Origin of the sequence: Neptuniibacter sp. PT8_73 (assembly GCF_047778045.1) — a bacterium.
Classification (GTDB): Bacteria; Pseudomonadota; Gammaproteobacteria; order Pseudomonadales; family Balneatricaceae; genus Neptuniibacter.
Map to the genome: position 1 here is coordinate 3,134,720 of NZ_CP180545.1, position 17,513 is coordinate 3,152,232.

13 protein-coding genes are annotated in these 17,513 nt (G+C 44.3%); 7 read left to right on the top strand and 6 right to left on the bottom strand.

The annotated features are described in order from the left end of the window. Positions 1 to 56: 56 nt before the first annotated feature. The 3 genes from gloA to creC are packed head-to-tail and all read left to right on the top strand — an operon-like array spanning position 57 to position 2,594. Positions 57 to 449, top strand: a complete 393-nt coding sequence (gene gloA / locus ACMXYN_RS14210; protein ID WP_415889134.1) for a lactoylglutathione lyase — start codon at positions 57 to 59, stop codon at positions 447 to 449. 4 nt (positions 450 to 453) lie between these two features. Then, the gene (creB, locus tag ACMXYN_RS14215) at positions 454 to 1,155 is read left to right on the top strand and encodes a two-component system response regulator CreB (protein ID WP_415892392.1); all 702 of its coding nucleotides are present in this window, start codon (positions 454 to 456) and stop codon (positions 1,153 to 1,155) included. Further along, positions 1,152 to 2,594 carry a two-component system sensor histidine kinase CreC gene (gene creC, locus ACMXYN_RS14220; protein WP_415892393.1) on the top strand — a complete coding sequence of 481 codons (1,443 nt, stop codon included), beginning with the start codon at positions 1,152 to 1,154 and terminating at the stop codon, positions 2,592 to 2,594. Before creB ends, creC begins: the two co-directional genes overlap by 4 nt. Before the next feature lie 69 nt (positions 2,595 to 2,663). Here creC and ACMXYN_RS14225 read toward each other — a convergent pair whose 3' ends face one another. Further along, the gene (locus ACMXYN_RS14225) at positions 2,664 to 4,853 is read right to left on the bottom strand and encodes a pilin (RefSeq protein ID WP_415892394.1); all 2,190 of its coding nucleotides are present in this window, start codon (positions 4,851 to 4,853) and stop codon (positions 2,664 to 2,666) included. 273 nt (positions 4,854 to 5,126) lie between these two features. Between ACMXYN_RS14225 and creD the strand changes: the two genes are divergently transcribed. After that, on the top strand, positions 5,127 to 6,524 hold the full coding sequence (gene creD / locus ACMXYN_RS14230; RefSeq protein WP_415892395.1) for a cell envelope integrity protein CreD: 1,398 nt from the start codon (positions 5,127 to 5,129) through the stop codon (positions 6,522 to 6,524). 77 nt (positions 6,525 to 6,601) lie between these two features. Here creD and ACMXYN_RS14235 read toward each other — a convergent pair whose 3' ends face one another. Next, positions 6,602 to 7,843 carry a GGDEF domain-containing protein gene (locus ACMXYN_RS14235; RefSeq protein ID WP_415892396.1) on the bottom strand — a complete coding sequence of 414 codons (1,242 nt, stop codon included), beginning with the start codon at positions 7,841 to 7,843 and terminating at the stop codon, positions 6,602 to 6,604. Between the two features lie 123 nt (positions 7,844 to 7,966). Next, positions 7,967 to 11,257 (bottom strand): EAL domain-containing protein, encoded by a 3,291-nt coding sequence (locus ACMXYN_RS14240; RefSeq protein WP_415892397.1) that lies wholly within the window; start codon positions 11,255 to 11,257, stop codon positions 7,967 to 7,969. Positions 11,258 to 11,633: 376 nt separating this feature from the next. Between ACMXYN_RS14240 and ACMXYN_RS14245 the strand changes: the two genes are divergently transcribed. Continuing rightward, on the top strand, positions 11,634 to 12,431 hold the full coding sequence (locus ACMXYN_RS14245; protein ID WP_415892398.1) for a tetratricopeptide repeat protein: 798 nt from the start codon (positions 11,634 to 11,636) through the stop codon (positions 12,429 to 12,431). 187 nt (positions 12,432 to 12,618) lie between these two features. Beyond that, positions 12,619 to 13,086 carry an RDD family protein gene (locus ACMXYN_RS14250; protein ID WP_415892399.1) on the top strand — a complete coding sequence of 156 codons (468 nt, stop codon included), beginning with the start codon at positions 12,619 to 12,621 and terminating at the stop codon, positions 13,084 to 13,086. 69 nt (positions 13,087 to 13,155) lie between these two features. On the opposite strand, the gene ACMXYN_RS14255 is transcribed toward ACMXYN_RS14250, so the two are convergent. The 3 genes from ACMXYN_RS14255 to lptF form a co-directional block, all read right to left on the bottom strand. Further along, positions 13,156 to 13,497, bottom strand: coding sequence for a four helix bundle protein (locus ACMXYN_RS14255; protein WP_415892400.1), 342 nt, complete (start codon positions 13,495 to 13,497; stop codon positions 13,156 to 13,158). A 130-nt stretch (positions 13,498 to 13,627) separates the two neighbouring features. Then, positions 13,628 to 14,716: an LPS export ABC transporter permease LptG gene (gene lptG, locus ACMXYN_RS14260; RefSeq protein WP_415892401.1), complete on the bottom strand. Its 1,089-nt coding sequence runs from the start codon at positions 14,714 to 14,716 to the stop codon at positions 13,628 to 13,630. Further along, complete coding sequence (lptF, locus tag ACMXYN_RS14265; RefSeq protein WP_415892402.1) at positions 14,713 to 15,834, bottom strand: LPS export ABC transporter permease LptF; 1,122 nt, start codon at positions 15,832 to 15,834, stop codon at positions 14,713 to 14,715. Before lptF ends, lptG begins: the two co-directional genes overlap by 4 nt. A 172-nt stretch (positions 15,835 to 16,006) precedes the next feature. On the opposite strand from lptF, the gene ACMXYN_RS14270 reads away from it, so the two are divergent. Continuing rightward, the gene (locus ACMXYN_RS14270) at positions 16,007 to 17,503 is read left to right on the top strand and encodes a leucyl aminopeptidase (RefSeq protein WP_415892403.1); all 1,497 of its coding nucleotides are present in this window, start codon (positions 16,007 to 16,009) and stop codon (positions 17,501 to 17,503) included. Positions 17,504 to 17,513: the final 10 nt, after the last annotated feature.

Genomic DNA, 17,513 nt, shown 5'->3' on the forward strand with positions numbered 1-17,513 from the left:
ATGGCAAAACTTATATCTCCCATCATACCAAAGATAAATAAAAAGGATGCTGAATTATGCGCCTTTTACACACCATGTTGCGTGTTACTGATTTACAGCAATCTATTGAGTTTTATACACAGCTAATGGGTATGAAACTGCTACGTAGTAAAGACTATCCTGACGGCCGCTTTACCTTAGCTTTTTTAGGTTATGGCGATGAGTCTGAGCATACCGCACTCGAACTCACCCATAACTGGGATACCGATCAATACGAGCTCGGTAATGCGTTTGGTCACTTAGCCATTGAAGTTGAAGATGTATACGCCGCGTGCGATGCAATAACAGCCAAAGGCGGCGAAGTGGTTCGCCCTGCTGGACCGATGAAACACGGATCAACGATCTTGGCCTTTGTAAAAGACCCTGATGGTTATATGATCGAACTTTTAGGGACAAAGAGAACTGACTAAACCAGTGTCAAATTCACAAGCCAACATACTGATTGTCGAAGATGAACCCAGCATTGCAGATAACGTAAAGTTTGCTCTGCAACTCGATGGTTTTGATTGCCAACATTTTCTGTTAGCTGAAGAGGGATTAAATCAGCTAAAGGAAGGTTGTTTTGACCTCGCGATTATTGATGTTGGCTTACCCGACTACAATGGTTTTGAACTGTGTAAAAAGATTCGGCAGTTCTCCAATATTCCCATTATATTCCTGACCGCCAGATCCGATGAGATAGATCGTATTCTTGGGCTAGAGCTAGGTGCCGATGATTATGTCACTAAACCTTTTAGCCCTAGAGAACTCAGCACGCGAGTCAAAACTATTTTACGTCGGGTATCTCCATCGGTTGAAAAAACGGCTGCTCCTTCTAAGTCAAAAACTTCACCACTGCAACTCGATACAAAACGCGCTTGCATCTTTTATCATCAAGAACAGCTCGTTTTAACCCGCATCGAATTTCTACTGCTTAGCACTCTTTTGCAAAGTCCAGAGCAAGTTTTTAGTCGTGAACAGCTTATGACGGCGGCGTGGGAAAATCCAGAACACAGTCTCGATCGTGCGGTTGATACCCATATCAAAACTCTGCGCGCAAAGCTAAAACTGGTTCACCCTGATCAGTTAATTTATACCCACCGAGGCCTTGGTTACAGCTTAAGGTTCGGGCAATGAAATTTGGCATTAAGCTCTTTCTTGCTTACGCCGGCATCTTGGGATTGGGTATCTACTTTTTCCTCAATTCAATGTTGCTGGAAGTAAAACCTGGGCTTAGGCAATCCCTCGAAACCGCCCTAATCGATACCTCTAACCTCCTTGCGGAAGTAATAGCCCCTTCAACAATCAACGACCCCATTCAAATTCAGCTACTCAAACCCGCCATTGAAAAAACGCTTAGACGTCCGATTAACGCAACGATCTGGTCCCATAAACAAGCAAAAACAGATCTACGGGTTTACGTTACCAACCGCCAAGGCGTTGTCATTTATGACTCTAGCAATCGAGACGTAGGTGCTGATTACTCTCAATGGAATGATGTTTACCTCACTCTACAAGGCAGATACGGCGCACGTAGCACCCAAGAAAATCCGCAGGATAATTTCAGTTCGGTAATGTATATCGGCGCCCCAATATACGCACCTAGTGAAAAAGGTGAACAGCAAATTGCTGGCGTAATCTCTGTCGGCAAACCTAACGTCAGCGTCGAACCATTTTGGCAAGCTGCTCGAGATAACATTCGCTCCAAAGGTATGTGGCTGTTGATTGCTGCAGCATTAGCAGGCGCGCTACTCGCCACTTGGCTGAGTCTAAGCATTCACCGATTAGTGGATTATGCACAGAAGGTCAGCAAAGGCGAACAAAGCCAAACACCCAAATTGAGTGATCCCGATTTAGCTCAACTTGCCGACGCGATGGAGCAGATGCGCGCCGCGCTAGATGGTAAACAATATATAGAGGAATACACGCTCAGCCTCACCCATGAGATGAAAAGCCCCCTTACCACATTACAGGGAGCTGCTGAGTTAATTGCTGTTGTCGATAATAAAGAGATGCAGCAACAGCTAGCTCAGAATATAGAGACACAAACTGAGCGTCTAAAAGCACTTGTGGATAAAGTATTATCACTAGCGCGTTTAGAAAATCGTGCTGCGCTCGAGAGCCCTGAACAAGTTGATTTAACACAGCTCATTCAACATGAGTGCGAACAGATCTCTCTCTCCCTAAAGCAACAGCGGCAGATCAATATATACTTGGAACTGGATGAAAACGTTAAGATAGCTGGTGATCCCCTACTACTTGCACAAGCAATCAGAGGACTTCTGGATAATGCGATAGACTTCAGCCCTGATAACAGTCAGATTGAGATCCATTTAAACGCTTTAGACAGCGGTATCGAACTTATCATTAGCGATCAAGGTAGCGGCATTCCTGAATATGCCTTAGCCCAAATATGGAACCGTTTCTACTCATTGCCGCGGCCAAATACAGGTCAGAAAAGTACAGGTTTAGGCTTAAGTTTTGTACGGCAAATCGCCCAACTACATCATGCGACCATCGCGTTAAAAAACAGAGATAAAACAGGTGTAGAGGCGAAGTTTCACTTTCCTAAATAAACTAAAAACACGGACCAACAAGCAATAAAAAAGCTGCCCTAAAGCAGCTTTTTCTCCCGCCATTGAGTGTTATCTGCACTCAGCCGGCATGTGTTTACGAGGTATATACTCAGCTTCACAGTACCAGCTAATCCCCGCATTAGTTAGATCAGGATGAAGCTCTAAAACCTCACCAGAATGCTCTCTAATATCTTTTTCAAATGAGATATACACAATGCCAGTATCAGGTTCTACCTCTATATCATCAATTGGATAGTCCCAATAGAAGTCATCATAGAATTTACCCATTTCTTGTTCATTTGGGAATCGTCCTGAATCACGGTGAAATTGCTCTAACTTGCGTCGCACTTCAGAGCTAGCAAAATAGACCTCTGCAATCTGAGCTCGTTTTGTATATTCATCATACGCAGGGATTGCCACGGCAGCCATAACACCTACTGCAGCAATTGTCGCAGCACCTTCACCCGCTAGAACAATATCTGCTGGCGAAGACTCAAAGGTGAATTCCATTGCCAGTTTTTTATCAGACGAGTCTAACTGCACACCAAAGGTCCCTTGCTTCGCTAGCTGCAACTGACCAGCAGACGGCAGACCTAATAAGTCCTGATTCGCATTAGTCAGATCACCCAAAGCTTGCAGACCGTTTAGGTAGTAGTAATAAATACGGCGTGGTGCATTCCGGATGTTACCTGAGAAGGCAAAAGTACTAGCAGAGATATCCTGACGCTGCTCTTCTACCAACCACTGCTCCAAGGTCTGATCTGAAAGCATAGCCTGACGATCAAATAGCACTTGAGGGAGGTCCGCCATAATCAAAAACTCACCCTCTTGTTGCCAATAAAGGTGAGTACCAATTTTAGTAATTAGGTCAGCAAGTAGAGGTGAAAAATTCTTATCTGCCGCCATCTCTTCTTCAGCAGAAGAATACATGGAAGGCAATTTTAAGTGATGGATCTCTTGGCCATTAATATTGCGACTTTCATAGCGCGCAGAAGGCCATGCCTTGGTCGCCGTCATGATCTTATTGAATTCTTCCGGGCTACGCAGGCGAACAGCCCAAATACTCCCCGCTTGATCGGATATCAAAACAACCTCAGGCCCAATCGCTTTAAACCAATTATCAACTGGGTAACCCAATGCCTCAGAGGCCTTTGCTTTGCTCTCTTGGTACTTATTGTTATTCAACCCACCAGCCATCATCTCCAAACGCTTAAAATCGCTATAAGCGGGTAAACTCAAAGAAAGCGCAAGTCCGGGCTTGCCGGCAGTTTTGATTGGATAACTGTTTTTATTCGCAGGAATAAACTGGCGCACCATACTTTCGCTTGGTGCATCCAATTGGACTTTTAAGCGACCTTTGCCGTTACTAACCCCCCAGCTTGCCGCAACTGTTTCGATCTGATGTGCACCCATCGCTGCCATAGGCATTGCTGCGTCAGGTGGCAGTAGAGGCTGGTATACCGGTGATGCCAACTGATTGTTAAACCATAAATACAGGCCTTTATGACTATCATCCATCACCTGCTCATTACTAAACATAGGACTAGTAGGGTTTGGTTTTAAAGCAGAAAAAGCGCTATCAAGGCTGGTAGAGTCAGCTCCTTGAAGGTTTAACATCAGATTCAAACGGCCTAGGTTTTGATCCCATTTATAAGCAAGAGGCGCAGCTTTAGTCATCAAGACACCTGCACCATTTTGCATAGGTTCAAGCTCATCAATAATCACACGCTTGCTGATCAGCAATTCGATAATCGCTTTTAGCTCTTTTTCCTGAGTAAAACGAACATGAGAACTGATTAGCAACTGAGGTTGATTGTCTTGCCCATAAGCAACAACTTCAACCGGGCCATCCATTTGACTACCAAGCAGAGTTAGCAATGTTTCAATATCAGCCTCCCCTTTTTTAAACCACTTAGCACTCGCCTCTTGGATTTTTTTAATCTCTTTTAAATAAGCCTTGTTACCATGAGCGAATTTAAAACTGTCATCTTTATAAGAAGCCAAATCCCAAAGTGAAGGAATTCGTGCGTAGAAGAAAGCAGTTTCGGGAAGTTGCTCGCGTAACCACGCTGAACGCGTTAAAGCTGTAGCGGTATACGTTGGTGCTTTTACCTTCTTTGTTTGCACCTCCTGATTTTCAACTTCAGGAGCTAGGGCGGCTTCAGACTCAGGGGTTTTACTATCACAACCGACCAACGCTACAAACGCCCCGCCAAGAATCACTTGGGCTATTTTTTTCTTCTCAAAAATTCCATTCATACAGATCTACCCTTCCTTAAACATTGGATTAACGCGCTAAAGAATAAGAAGGAGGAAACAGGGAAGGCAGTGGATAAAGAGAAAAACAAATCCATTTGCACTTATATTTAATCGTTCTTCCTGAAGCAATCACAAAACTCCTAGCATTCTGCTACAGGCCTTACTCAATGTGAAGTAAGTGCATTTTCCACACACAAAACACACATTTCTCACATCAGCTCCCCATACGCCCTTTTTAAACTTTGCTCTATAAATCAGTTATGGAGAGAGATGATGTCTAAGAAAATCACCTTAAAACTCATCGTCATTGGCTTTTTAGGCCTGCTTTTGTGGATCCCTTTGTTATTGGAACAAGGGGTTATCTATGAGCGTATGAATTATCGAGATCAAGTTACACGTGATATCGCAAGTAAATGGACAGGGAATCAGACCATAACAGGTCCTGTGATGATCATCCCTTGGCAGCTTGAATACACTGAAAAGCAATGGAACGATAAAACAAAAAGCTATTTATTAGTCCACAAGAAGAAACAAGGGCAATACCTGCTATTACCAAACCAATTCGATAGCCAAGTAAATATAAACAATTCCACCCGTAATCGCGGTATTTATCAGATACCTGTGTATAACGGTACCGTGGAGATGTCAGGCTCATTTCAGCGTACGAAGCTACACAAATACCAACAAGAGCAAGAAGCTAAATATAAAGGTTATCTCTCTTGGGGCGATGCAAAACTCAGCATTTTGATTTCAGATATGCGCGGCATCGTTTCTGAACCAACGTCAGATTGGAATGGCAGCAGTCTAAGCTTTGCCGCTGGCAGCGGTTTAAAGTCATCGACTCAGGGGATTCATGCTGAACTAGGTTCATGGGCTGATGAAAGCGAAACGACGCATTTTTTCTTTAATCTACAGATTAAAGGGATGGAGCGCTTGATGATCACACCTGCTGGAGATAATAGCTCTATCAGCATGAGTTCCGATTGGCCACACCCGAGTTTTAACGGCCGGCATCTACCTACTGATTACACCGTTGAAGATACTGGCTTCCAAGCGAACTGGAAAACCTCGCCTTTTGCCGGTGACTTAGAGTCGGTGCTAAAAGAGTGTCAAAATAGCAACTACTGTGATTTCACGAGCCACTCTGTAGGTACTGACTTTATCGATCCTATCGATATGTATTCTCAAGCGGAACGATCTATAAAGTACGGTTTACTGTTTATCGCTGTCACTTTTATGCTGTTCTTTCTATTTGAAGTACTAAAGAATCTTCAAATTCATGTCATCCAATACGGCATGGTGGGCTTGGAGTTAGCGCTGTTCTACTTACTTTTAGTTTCTCTGAGCGAACATATCGCCTTCTTCTGGGCTTATATTATTGCCACAATTGCTTGCTGTTTACTGCTCGGGTTATATCTCAGTGCAGTCTTACAAAGCAGAGCCCGTGGCTATTGGTTTGCTACAGGTATCGCAGGGCTCTATGGCTTGCTTTATATGATCATTTCCTCTGAGGGGTTCGCCTTATTGATGGGTTCTATACTAATCTTTGCAACACTGGCCGTTTCGATGCTAACAACGCGAAATGTCGATTGGTATCAGTTGAACAGATCAACTATCGTGAACACACATAAAAAGGTAGAAATGGATCTAGAAGAAGCCAATCAGACGTAAGAAAGTTAGATCTGATTGAAAGAAAATAAAAGAGGTGACGGTGGATGCGGAACCCGCATCCACCATTAATGAATGATTTAAACTTTCTTACCTTTGATAACTACTTTCTCAGGTGTTGCACCAACAGCACCAACTACGCAACTACGACCACTCCTTTTCGCTTCATACAGAGCATCGTCCACCCTTTTAATCAAAGCATCTAAATTCAGGTCTGTCGGTTCAGCTACAGCAAAGCCTATGCTTATAGAAATAGACAGCTTATGGCCAAACAGAGCATATTCTGATTGGGAAACCAAGCGTTGCAACCTTTCTGCCACTTGCTGCGCAGCTACATAAGAGATATCAGGAATCAAAGCAATAAATTCCTCCCCTCCATATCGACCAATCGATGAATATGAACGCAGTTCACCCATCAGCCGATGAGCTACTAACTGTAGAAGCTTATCCCCTACCTGATGGCCATAGTTATCGTTTACTCTCTTAAAGTGATCAAGATCTAACATGAGTAAAGCAAAACTAGTTTGTTTTGAGGTAGAACGCTTATAACGTTGCCATTCAGCCTCCATCCGTCTCGTAATCTCAGCACGATTATAAAGTCCGGTCACCGCATCAACCGTAGCTAATTCCTCTAACATCTCTTGTTGATAGATCATTTTCTTCACAGCTTTACGCATAAACACATAGGCCGTTCCAAAAACGCTGAGTAGGATGATCGCTAACACACCGACAAACAGTATAATGCCTTGCTGCACCTCCCCTCTAAAACCAGAGGTATCTTGGTAGATTTCAAAGACACCGATTAGCACACCCTTCTGGTTTCTCATAGCAACGTAGCTTTCAACTACATCGACATCAAAGCGGGTTTCATTAGCCAGATCCCTAATTTGGTCTTTTCTTTGAATATTAGAGCTAGCTCCCCTAATCAAAGCCTGTTGCAACATCTCATTAGCGCTCGCATCTTTACCGATAATACTAAGATCAGTGCTGTAAATAATGATTCCACTTGGAGCAAAAAGCTTAATTTTCACAATGCCATAAGGCTGAATAAAATCCCTTAGAGTCTTATTCAGGGCTAATAGTTGCGGCGGCAAGAGCGGCGCAGAATTGAGCGCAGAATTCAGATCAGATTGATAAGTTGTGAAAATAGCTTCTGTAAGATTTATTGCGTTAGATTCAGCTAAACGAACTACATAACGCTCATAGAGTTTACTTGCGGCATAACCACTCAACAGCAATAAGACAATCGATGCAAGAATGGCTACCAGGCTAAATCGTCTTAAGAAATGGCTAAACGATGATGATAGTGCTTTAGGGCTCAACAACTAAAACCTCAATACAGCAGGTACTGTTTTCTCTTTCACTAAATTAGATTAGCAGAAACCTAACCGACCGTTCACGCTCCTTCTTTTCAAAAACGGCCATTTTTAGCCCAAAGGCTAATGCTATTGGGGCTTCATCAGCATTTTTTCAAACTGGAGATAAGGAACGGGCCGACTACTGAGGTAGCCTTGATAATAGTGACAGGCCTTACTTTGCAAGAATTCTAGCTGCTCCTCAGTCTCTACGCCTTCAGCTAAGACTTTAAAACCTAAGCTGTGCCCCATAGCAACTATAGTCGCAGCAATCACCATATCGTCTTTATCTTGAGGAATATCCTCGACAAAGGATTTATCAATTTTCAGGACATCAATCGGGAATTTTTTAAGATAAGCGAGCGAAGAATACCCCGTACCAAAATCATCAATAGCAACTTTAACGCCGAGCTCACGCAGTCGATGAAGCAGGTCAATGAATTCCTGCTCCCTCTCCATCATAGCGCTTTCGGTAATCTCCAATTCCAGATACTGCGCTGGCAATCCCGTTTGCTCCAGTACATTTGTCACTAAATGACATATATCGGTGTGGCGTAACTGCACAGTAGATAAATTTACAGCCATGGAGATAGGCTTATACCCCTTATCCAACCATGATTTGAGCTGTGAACAACTTTGCTTAAGAACAAATCGACCTATTGGATTAATCAAACCGGTTTGCTCCGCTAATGGAATAAAATCGGCGGGACCAATCAAGCCTTTCTCTGGATCTTGCCAACGTACAAGCGCTTCGGCACCAACGAGTTCTCCTGAAGCTAAATCGATTTGCGGCTGATAAAAAACTTCGAGTTCCTGATTATCAATCGCCCGAGAGAGTCGGGCTTCAAGCTCTAACCTGCTGCGGGCATCATGGGTAAGCTCTTCCGTAAAGTAATGAAAACAGCCACGCCCTTCGCTTTTAGCACGATACAATGCAGCATCTGCATGCTGAAGCAATGCCTCAGCATCTTCACTTTGCGTCGGGTAGATACTAATACCAACAGAGCCACCGATAGCAACATCGCGTCCATTACTTAATGTCCAACGCTTACTAATTGCCTCGATCATTTCATTAGCGACAAGGCCTGCATCTTCTGGATGCTGGATATCATCCAGTAATAGAGCAAATTCATCTCCGCCCATACGACAAACCAGATCAACTTGTCGCAAGCGCTCTTTTAGAAGCGCAGCTACCTGCTGTAATAACTCATCCCCTGCCGCATGGCCGAAGCTATCGTTCACATCTTTAAAGCGATCTAGATCCAGCAACAATAATGCTAGTTGCCTACCGTTTCGCTTTGCGACCGCTAAGGATTGTTCCAGTCGCGATTGCAACATCAGACGATTGGGTAAATTCGTCAACATGTCATGATGAGCTAAGTAATTAAGTTTCTGCTCTGATTCCTTTAGTTTGGATATATCAGAGAATACACCTACATAGTGAGTAACCTTTTGTTGACCATCTGTAACCTGACTAATACTCAACAACTCGGGATAAACCGCACCATCCTTGCGACGATTCCAGATCTCTCCCTGCCAACTGCCTTTTTCTCTCAAACTCTCCCACATCACCGCATAAAACTGCTCATCATGGCGACCTGACTGCAGAATTTTAGCGGGTTGCCCAATAACCTCTTCGCTGTCATACCCTGTTAAACGACAAAACGCTTCATTTACACGCTGAATAACGCCTGCAGCCGAAGTGATCATCACCCCCTCTGTGGTACTGCCAAACACGGCAGCCGCCTGACGTAACCGATCTTCTTGGTTCTTACGCTCTGTAACATCTTCTAAAATGGCCAAGAAACCACACTCAGTGGTGATACCCGATGCGTTAATCAGTTTCTGCTTTCCCCCCAAGCAGGTAATCTTATATTCACTTAAGGGGATTTTATGATCGGTTATACGCGCTCGTTCAATAGCACCATACCAACGCTCACGCGCTTCTTTACGGTATTGTAGATCGGGATGAGCTAAGGAAAACCAGGTATCTAAATCGGGTAGGTGTTTTGCTGAATAGCCTAATGTTGTTGTGAAGGCTTTATTAAGGCTAATCAATTTTCCATCAAATCCAACATAAGCCATAGGAACAGGTGACTGCTCAAACAAGACTCTAAAGCGTTGTTCACTATCACGAATAGAATCTATCGCTTGGAACCGTTCAGTCAGATCACGCGCGATAGCAACAACATAGTCTTTATGCCCAAAGCGAACTAAGCGCGACTTAATTTCGACTGGGAAGATAGTGCCATCCAAGCGTCTATGTTCTGTCGTTATTAACTGTTCCTCTTTTTTCTTAAGTTCGGAAATATGGTGTTCTAACCAATCATTAAGAGAATCATTTTCCGTCGTCAAATCAACGACCCGCAAACTTAGCAAGTCCGTATGCGACATAGCTAGGCTTTCAGAGGCGCTCTCGTTGGCATCTAGAATCCGGCCATCATCAGCATCAATAATGTAGATAGCATCACTGACCTGCTCAACCAAACTTTGATAAAAATCGCGTTGCTCAATATCTCGCAAACGTGCTTCTGTATTTACTAGATCCCGGCTTTTACGTTCCAACGTTTCTTGCAGGTACTCTATGTAGGAGCCTTGAAGGGATTTTGCGATATCGTGTCGCGTAAGAATGCCTTTCAGCGAACCATCATGTTCGACTACTACAAGGCGGCGTATATGATTGCTCTCCATCATACGACTAGCGATTTGTAGAGGCAGATCAGGTAGGACCGTCAACAAAGGCGAAGCCATCACATCAATAGCTTTTACCTTTTCTATATCAAGATGCTCAGTTGCTAACCGAACCATATCCCGCTCGGTCAAGATACCAACCGGACAACCCTTCTCAACAACGACCACACAACTTATGTGTTCGGTATTCATAGTAGAGAGCACCGTCGCCAAAGATTCTTCAGGGTTGACCCCTTTTACCCGGCAACTCATGGAATTGGCTACAGTCTTTAGCTCAACTAAATACTCCATCCCCATGTGATGAAGAAAATCACCTTCACTGACAAGACCCAACAACTGCCCATCACTATCAACGACCACAAGATGCCTAACACTATTTTCAGACATCGTTTGGTACGCCTTGGCATAACCAAGATTAGAGGAAACAGTGATGACAGGCTGACTCATAACCTCAGCCATACTTAAAGATGAGATAGCCTGATCATCAAGCATTAAACGAATAGCATCTTTCTCGGTGAAGATGCCTACAGGTTTAGCGGAATCGTCTATAGCAACAACGCTACTAATCGAATGTTCTTGCATGAGCGCCAGCACAGTTTTTAAAGGAGAATCCGGTGCAACTGTAATAACACTCGGCGTAAGAATCGCCTTTAACGGTGCTGCCTCTATTTCAATAGCATTCAAATTCATACATCAACCAATTCGAATAAGATCAAGCAATCAAGGGATGCTACCTAGATCAGCAGGTAAAAACATTGATATCAGTGCTTATACCAGTCGATCCAAACACAAGAAATAAATAATGTATTTAAAAAATATCTTTTATATAATCATCACTTCCAATCTAGTGTAGGTACAAAAATTAGTATCTGACTAATAAAAAGCACTTCTTTTTGCAGAAAAAACAATACATTAGAGAGTGCTTAACAAAACTTTATATACAGACAATTGTCATTTATAAAGTGCGGGTGAGGTAAATACGACTTGGAGCAAACAAATTTTTTCCAATATAGGTATAATCGTCGGCCTCTCTCGAACCCAAACTAATTTATGCGGGCAACACTCGATGAAGAAACAGATTCTTTTAGCTACAAGTCTAATGCTGAGCATTGGTACAACGAACCTGATGGCAGCCGATCTAGGCAAAGGCTCTTTAGCCTTTGACAAGCAAGACTACGCAACAGCACTTGAAGAGCTGAAGCCACTGGCAAAAGAAGGCGACCCAGATGCACTCAATATGCTTGGTCAGATGTATGAAAATGGCTGGGGTGTTGAGGTAGATGAAGCTAAAGCACGCCGTTACTACAAGCGCGGTGCTTCTCAAGGTCATATGGCTAACGTAAACAGCCTACGTGCGCTAAAAGACAAAGAATACAAAGTTGAACTAAAAACCGTTCAACCTGCTGCTGAATCTGGCGATGCTCAAGCACAAAACCGTTTGGGTGAGATGGCAGAATTCGGTTATGGCCTGTCACGTAACGCAGATATGGCGATCGAGTGGTATCTTAAATCTGCCGATCAAGGCTACGTAGCTGCACAACACAATATTGGCCGCTGCTACAACTTCGGCACAGGTGTAGAGCAAAACTTCGAAGAAGCAGAACGTTGGTACCGTAAAGCGGCTAACCAAGGTCACACTGACGCGATGTTCTTCTTAGGTACGCTTTACTCTAACAACCACGGTTCTCAGAAAGATCAGGATACAAATATCCTAGCTTACGCTTGGATGCACAATGCTGCTGAATTGGGTAACAAAACTGCACAAGCTATTGAAAAGCGTTTGGTAATGAAACTGAACCCAAGCGAGCTTGAAGAAGCCAAAGCATTAGCTGCTGAATACCGTAAAACGTACATTGCAGAATAAGCGCTACCAAATTTAAAAAAGGCGATCATCTGATCGCCTTTTTTATTGCCTAATCGCCCGCGGGTGGCGAAGCATAGCTCTTTCCATGTAAAATCCGAATCTAGAAAGATCACTTTTAGCGGGCATTTTTCGCGATCCAGCAAGTTAAGCCCAGTATTGAACTCGACCCTACACGTGTATTGATAAAATGAGCCGAGCCTTTAAAGAAACTTATGCCGATATCAAAATCGCCAGCCCACTAAAACGCTTAGGTGCTTTTGTTTACGACCTGATGTTAGTCGCAGCCCTATTAATGGTCTCTACCGGTGTGCTTATGACCATCAACGGCGGCGAAGCCCTAGATACCAGCCCTTACTTTGCCGTGTATCAGTCCGCTCTATTTATCATCGTTTACCTGTTCCTTTCCTTCTTCTGGATGCGCAACGGTCAAACCCTTGGCATGCTCGCGTGGCGTTTGCGCGTACAAACCTCAGAAGGCTACCGCCTTAACTTCACTCAATCCCTAATACGCTACATCGTAGGTATCATCTCCCTCTCCGCTTTCGGCGCAGGCTTTCTTTGGATGTTTATCAACAAACAGAAGATGACATGGCATGACCTAGCGTCAGGCACACATGTGGTAGAGCTGCCGAAGAATGCGAGGATTTTGGAATAAGGCAGATAAAACCAGCTTAATACAGCTAAAAACAGGCTAAGGCAGCGAAAGGCAGCGAAAGGCAATACATTAATCTCCACATTGCTGGATTAATGTATTGATCATTTTCTTAATGTAAAACAGCTCCGCTGACCACTTTTCAGCCAAACTAGGCTCAACAAACCCTACTTGGCAGCCAATAAGTATTTGAGTACGTAGCTCAGCAGCTGATCCTCGAGCATAGAAAAGGAATTTTCTCTTTTCTTTCTCTGAACCTCGTTCAAAACCCTCTGCAATATTACTGGGGATAGATAAACCACTTCGGGTAATCTGATCTTTAAACCCGAAATCCCTACAATTAGCAAAATGCTGATAAAGCTCACAACTCAAATTACAAGCTTTCTTCCAGACGTGAAGTCTTTCAAAGCTCATAACAACCTCCTTGTTGCTAATGACTATTTAAAATTCCCAAACTATTTCAATCGCTGTTTAGGATGCTTCTTCCCTTAGCCTGTACGGTTTTTCACTGACTTTAGCAGGGTTTAGCCGCGCTTCGCTCGCCTTACTTAGCCCTATTAAGCAACCAGAAACCAAACCCTGCACAAATCAGAATCGGGATAATCACCGCAACAAACGGCGCAAATCCAAATACAGCACTGGTTGGGCCGAGAATGTCTTGTGTGAGTTTAAAGGCAAGGCCGACGATTATTCCGGTAATCAAGCGCTGTCCGAGGGTTACGCTTCGCAGTGGGCCAAAGATGAAAGACACAGCGACCAATACCAAAGCAAAAACGGCTAATGGAAGCAAAAGCTTATTCCAAAACGCAACACGATATTGCGAGGAAGCTAAACCTTGTTCTTTTAGATAGTCACTATAAAAGAGCAAACCACTCATCGATAAGTTTGTAGGCTCAACCATTACCACTTTTAACAATTCTGGGGTTAAACCACTTTCCCAAACTTCGGACTTCAAAGTTTTAGTAGTCACTGCTGATGTAGCTGGCGTTGCTCTATCCTCTACTGACGGGAAACGAGTCTCTCGAACATTAGTAAGCACCCATTTACCATCTTCATAAGTTCCTCTTTTAGCAAAGCTAGAACGTGCAAGAGTGAGGTCTTCATTGAACTCGTAGCGGCTAACACCACGCACTGACCCATCCGGAATTACCGCATTAATATGTAAGAAGGTACGTTCATCACGATGCCAAACACGGCTGGCATCATTAATTGCACTACTGCCAGTTTGCATGACTTGGCGGTGACTCTGCGCCTGCTGCTCGGTATGGGGAACAACGAATTCACCAAGGCCTAATGCAAACGCAATAATCAGCAATACCGGTTTCATAACAGATAGGATAATCCCTAAAGTCGAGATACCTGCTGCGCGCATAACCGTAAGTTCAGAGCTTGAAGCAAGGATACCCAAACCCAACAAGCAGCCGATCAAGCTTGAGAGAGGAATAAACTCGTAGATACGGCGCGGCAAGGTTAGCAGAGAATACTCAACCGCAGCAGCGAAGGTATAACTACCTTCAACATCTTTAAGCTCTTCCACCAGAGCAAACAACATATCTAGCCCTGCAACCACCAGCAGAACCACCAAGAAGCCGCCTAAGACATGACGCGCGATATACAGATCTAATAGCTTCATGATGTTTTCTTACTCCATGGCATGCGCAAAGTCGGCATAGGAATTTGGTTAAAGACCCGACTCCAGAAACGGCCAAAAAGAATCATATTGAGCGCAAATAGAGCAAACACAAGATGCACCATCCAGATTGCAATAGGCGCAGCTTCATCATCGCTTACCTTACTGGTTATATTGCTCAGAATCGTGAGGTATAAAAGATAGATAATAATCGACGGAACTAGGCGCGCAAAACGCCCCTGCCGAGGGTTAACACGGCTTAAAGGCACCGCCAATAAGGTAACCACAATAGCCAATACCGGTAGAGAGAGACGCCAGTTCAACTGCGCTCGATGCTTAGGTTCATCCGATTCCCAAAGCACAGAAGTGGGCAAAGCCTCTACTTTGTCGTAACGGATCTCTTGGTTTTTGCGCTCTACTTCCGATCCATAACGCTTAAACCCTAGTTCAGTGTAATCAGCCTGACCTGGAACACCCTCATAACGAAAGCCATCTTCTAGTACTAGGAAACGCTGATCTCGTTCAGTATCAGTCATCATACTGCCTGATTCAGCTAGGGTGATCTGTAAACGCTTAGTGCTCTTATTTCGGTCGGCCATAAAGACCAAACCTAGCTCACCATTATCATCCACAGAGTCGGTATAGGTCACTCGAGCACTGTTTTGATTTTTCTGAAAACGCCCCGGTACAAGGGTTTCTAATTCGCTTCGATTTTCTTGTTCGTCAAAGATCTTATTAGTTTCAGATGCGCCGTAAGGAGATACAAAAACGGATAAAACACCGACAACAGCAGCCACCAGCAACGCGGGCCCCATGGAATAAGCCACTAATCGTTTTTGGCTCATACCGCAGGCTTCGAGTACTGTCATCTCACTCTCAAGATAAAGACGACCATAACCCAGCAAGAAGCCAAGAAATAAACCTAAGGGCAGAATCAGCTCAAGGAATCCCGGTAAGCGATACCCCATAATGGCAAACAACACACTCGGATCTAATTCACCTGCTGCGGCCTTGGAAAGGTATCTAACAAAACGTCCACTCATAATGATGACGAGTAAAACCGAACTCACCGCCAACATGCTGAGTAGTACTTCTCGAGATAAATAACGAAAAACGATCACTCTATGTCCCTACGAAACTGTTACCGACACAAAAATGGTTTATATTATGGGCCTTTACAGCGGAATTTATCTGTCAAAGCCTAGGTACTGAGTTTTAAAGTATCGGCATTATCCTTTAATCCGCACCTAATGTCTTGTTTAGACGGCTGCTGGCCGTGAGTTTGGAGCTAACATGGATTTTGAAATTGTAAATGGTGAAATTCAGTCACTAGAAACAGAATGTCTAGTCATCGCAGTTGAAGCTGATGGCAACTTATCCCCTGCAGCGAAAGCAGTCGACAGCGCCAGCTCTGGATACATTAGCGAAATCATCAATCAAGGTGATATCAGCGGCAAAACAGCACAAACACTTCTACTTCATAAAGTACCGGGCGTAACTACGAAGCGCGTATTGCTAGTTGGTTTCGGTAAAGAAGAAGACCGTAACAACCGCAACCTACGCAAAGCTGTAACCGCAGTTATGGGCATCGTTAAAGGCACAGGCGTAAGCAGCGTAACATTTGCGCTAGATTGCAAACTGAGTGATGACGCTGATCAATACCGCCAACTTCGCCATGTTGTTGAATGGGCAGGCGCTGAGCTTTACGTTTACGACGAGACTAAGAGCAAAAAAGCGGACCCTCTAAAACTGGAACAGATTGCGCTAGTTGTTAACGATGGTGATGCAGAAATTGCAGAAACAGCCCTTCTAGACGGTACAGCGATCGTAAACGGCATGAGCATTGCGCGCGACCTAGGTAACCTACCGGGCAACATCTGTACGCCGACTTACCTAGCCGAGCAAGCACTAGAACTAGACGACGAATTTGAAAGCCTAACAGCAACCATCGTTGATGAAGACGAGATGGCTGAACTGGGTATGCACTGCCTACTATCAGTAGGTAATGGTTCTGAGCAGCCTTCCAAACTGATTGTTATGGAATACAAAGGCGGAGAAGAAGGCGACAAGCCACACGTACTTGTAGGTAAAGGCATTACCTTCGATACCGGCGGCATCTCATTGAAACCAGGCGCTGGCATGGACGAGATGAAGTACGATATGTGTGGTGCGGCAAGCGTATTCGGTGCAATGACTGCGCTATGTGAAATGGAGCTACCGATCAACGTTGTTGGTATCGTTGCTGCAGCTGAAAACATGCCAAGCGGCCATGCAACTAAGCCAGGCGACATCGTAACGACTATGTCTGGTCAAACGGTTGAGATCCTAAACACTGACGCTGAAGGCCGTTTGGTACTTTGCGACGCGCTTACTTACGCAGGCAAATTTGAGCCAGCATCAGTTGTAGATATCGCAACCCTAACTGGCGCGTGCATCATCGCACTAGGTCACCACGCTACTGGCGTACTATCTAACAATGACGATCTAGCACAAGAACTAATGCAAGCAGGTAACCAAGCAGCAGATAAAGCTTGGCAACTACCGCTATGGGATGAGTTCCAAGAGCAGCTAGATTCTAACTTTGCCGATATCGCTAACATCGGTGGTCGCCCAGGCGGCACAATCACAGCAGCGTGCTTCCTATCTCGCTTCACTAAAGAGTACCGTTGGGCTCACTTGGATATCGCAGGTGTTGCATGGCATAGCGGTGGTAAAAACAAAGGCGCTACAGGCCGCTGTGTACCACTTCTAACTCAGTACCTACTGAACCAATCAGCAGACGAGGAATAAGCCTCAGGCT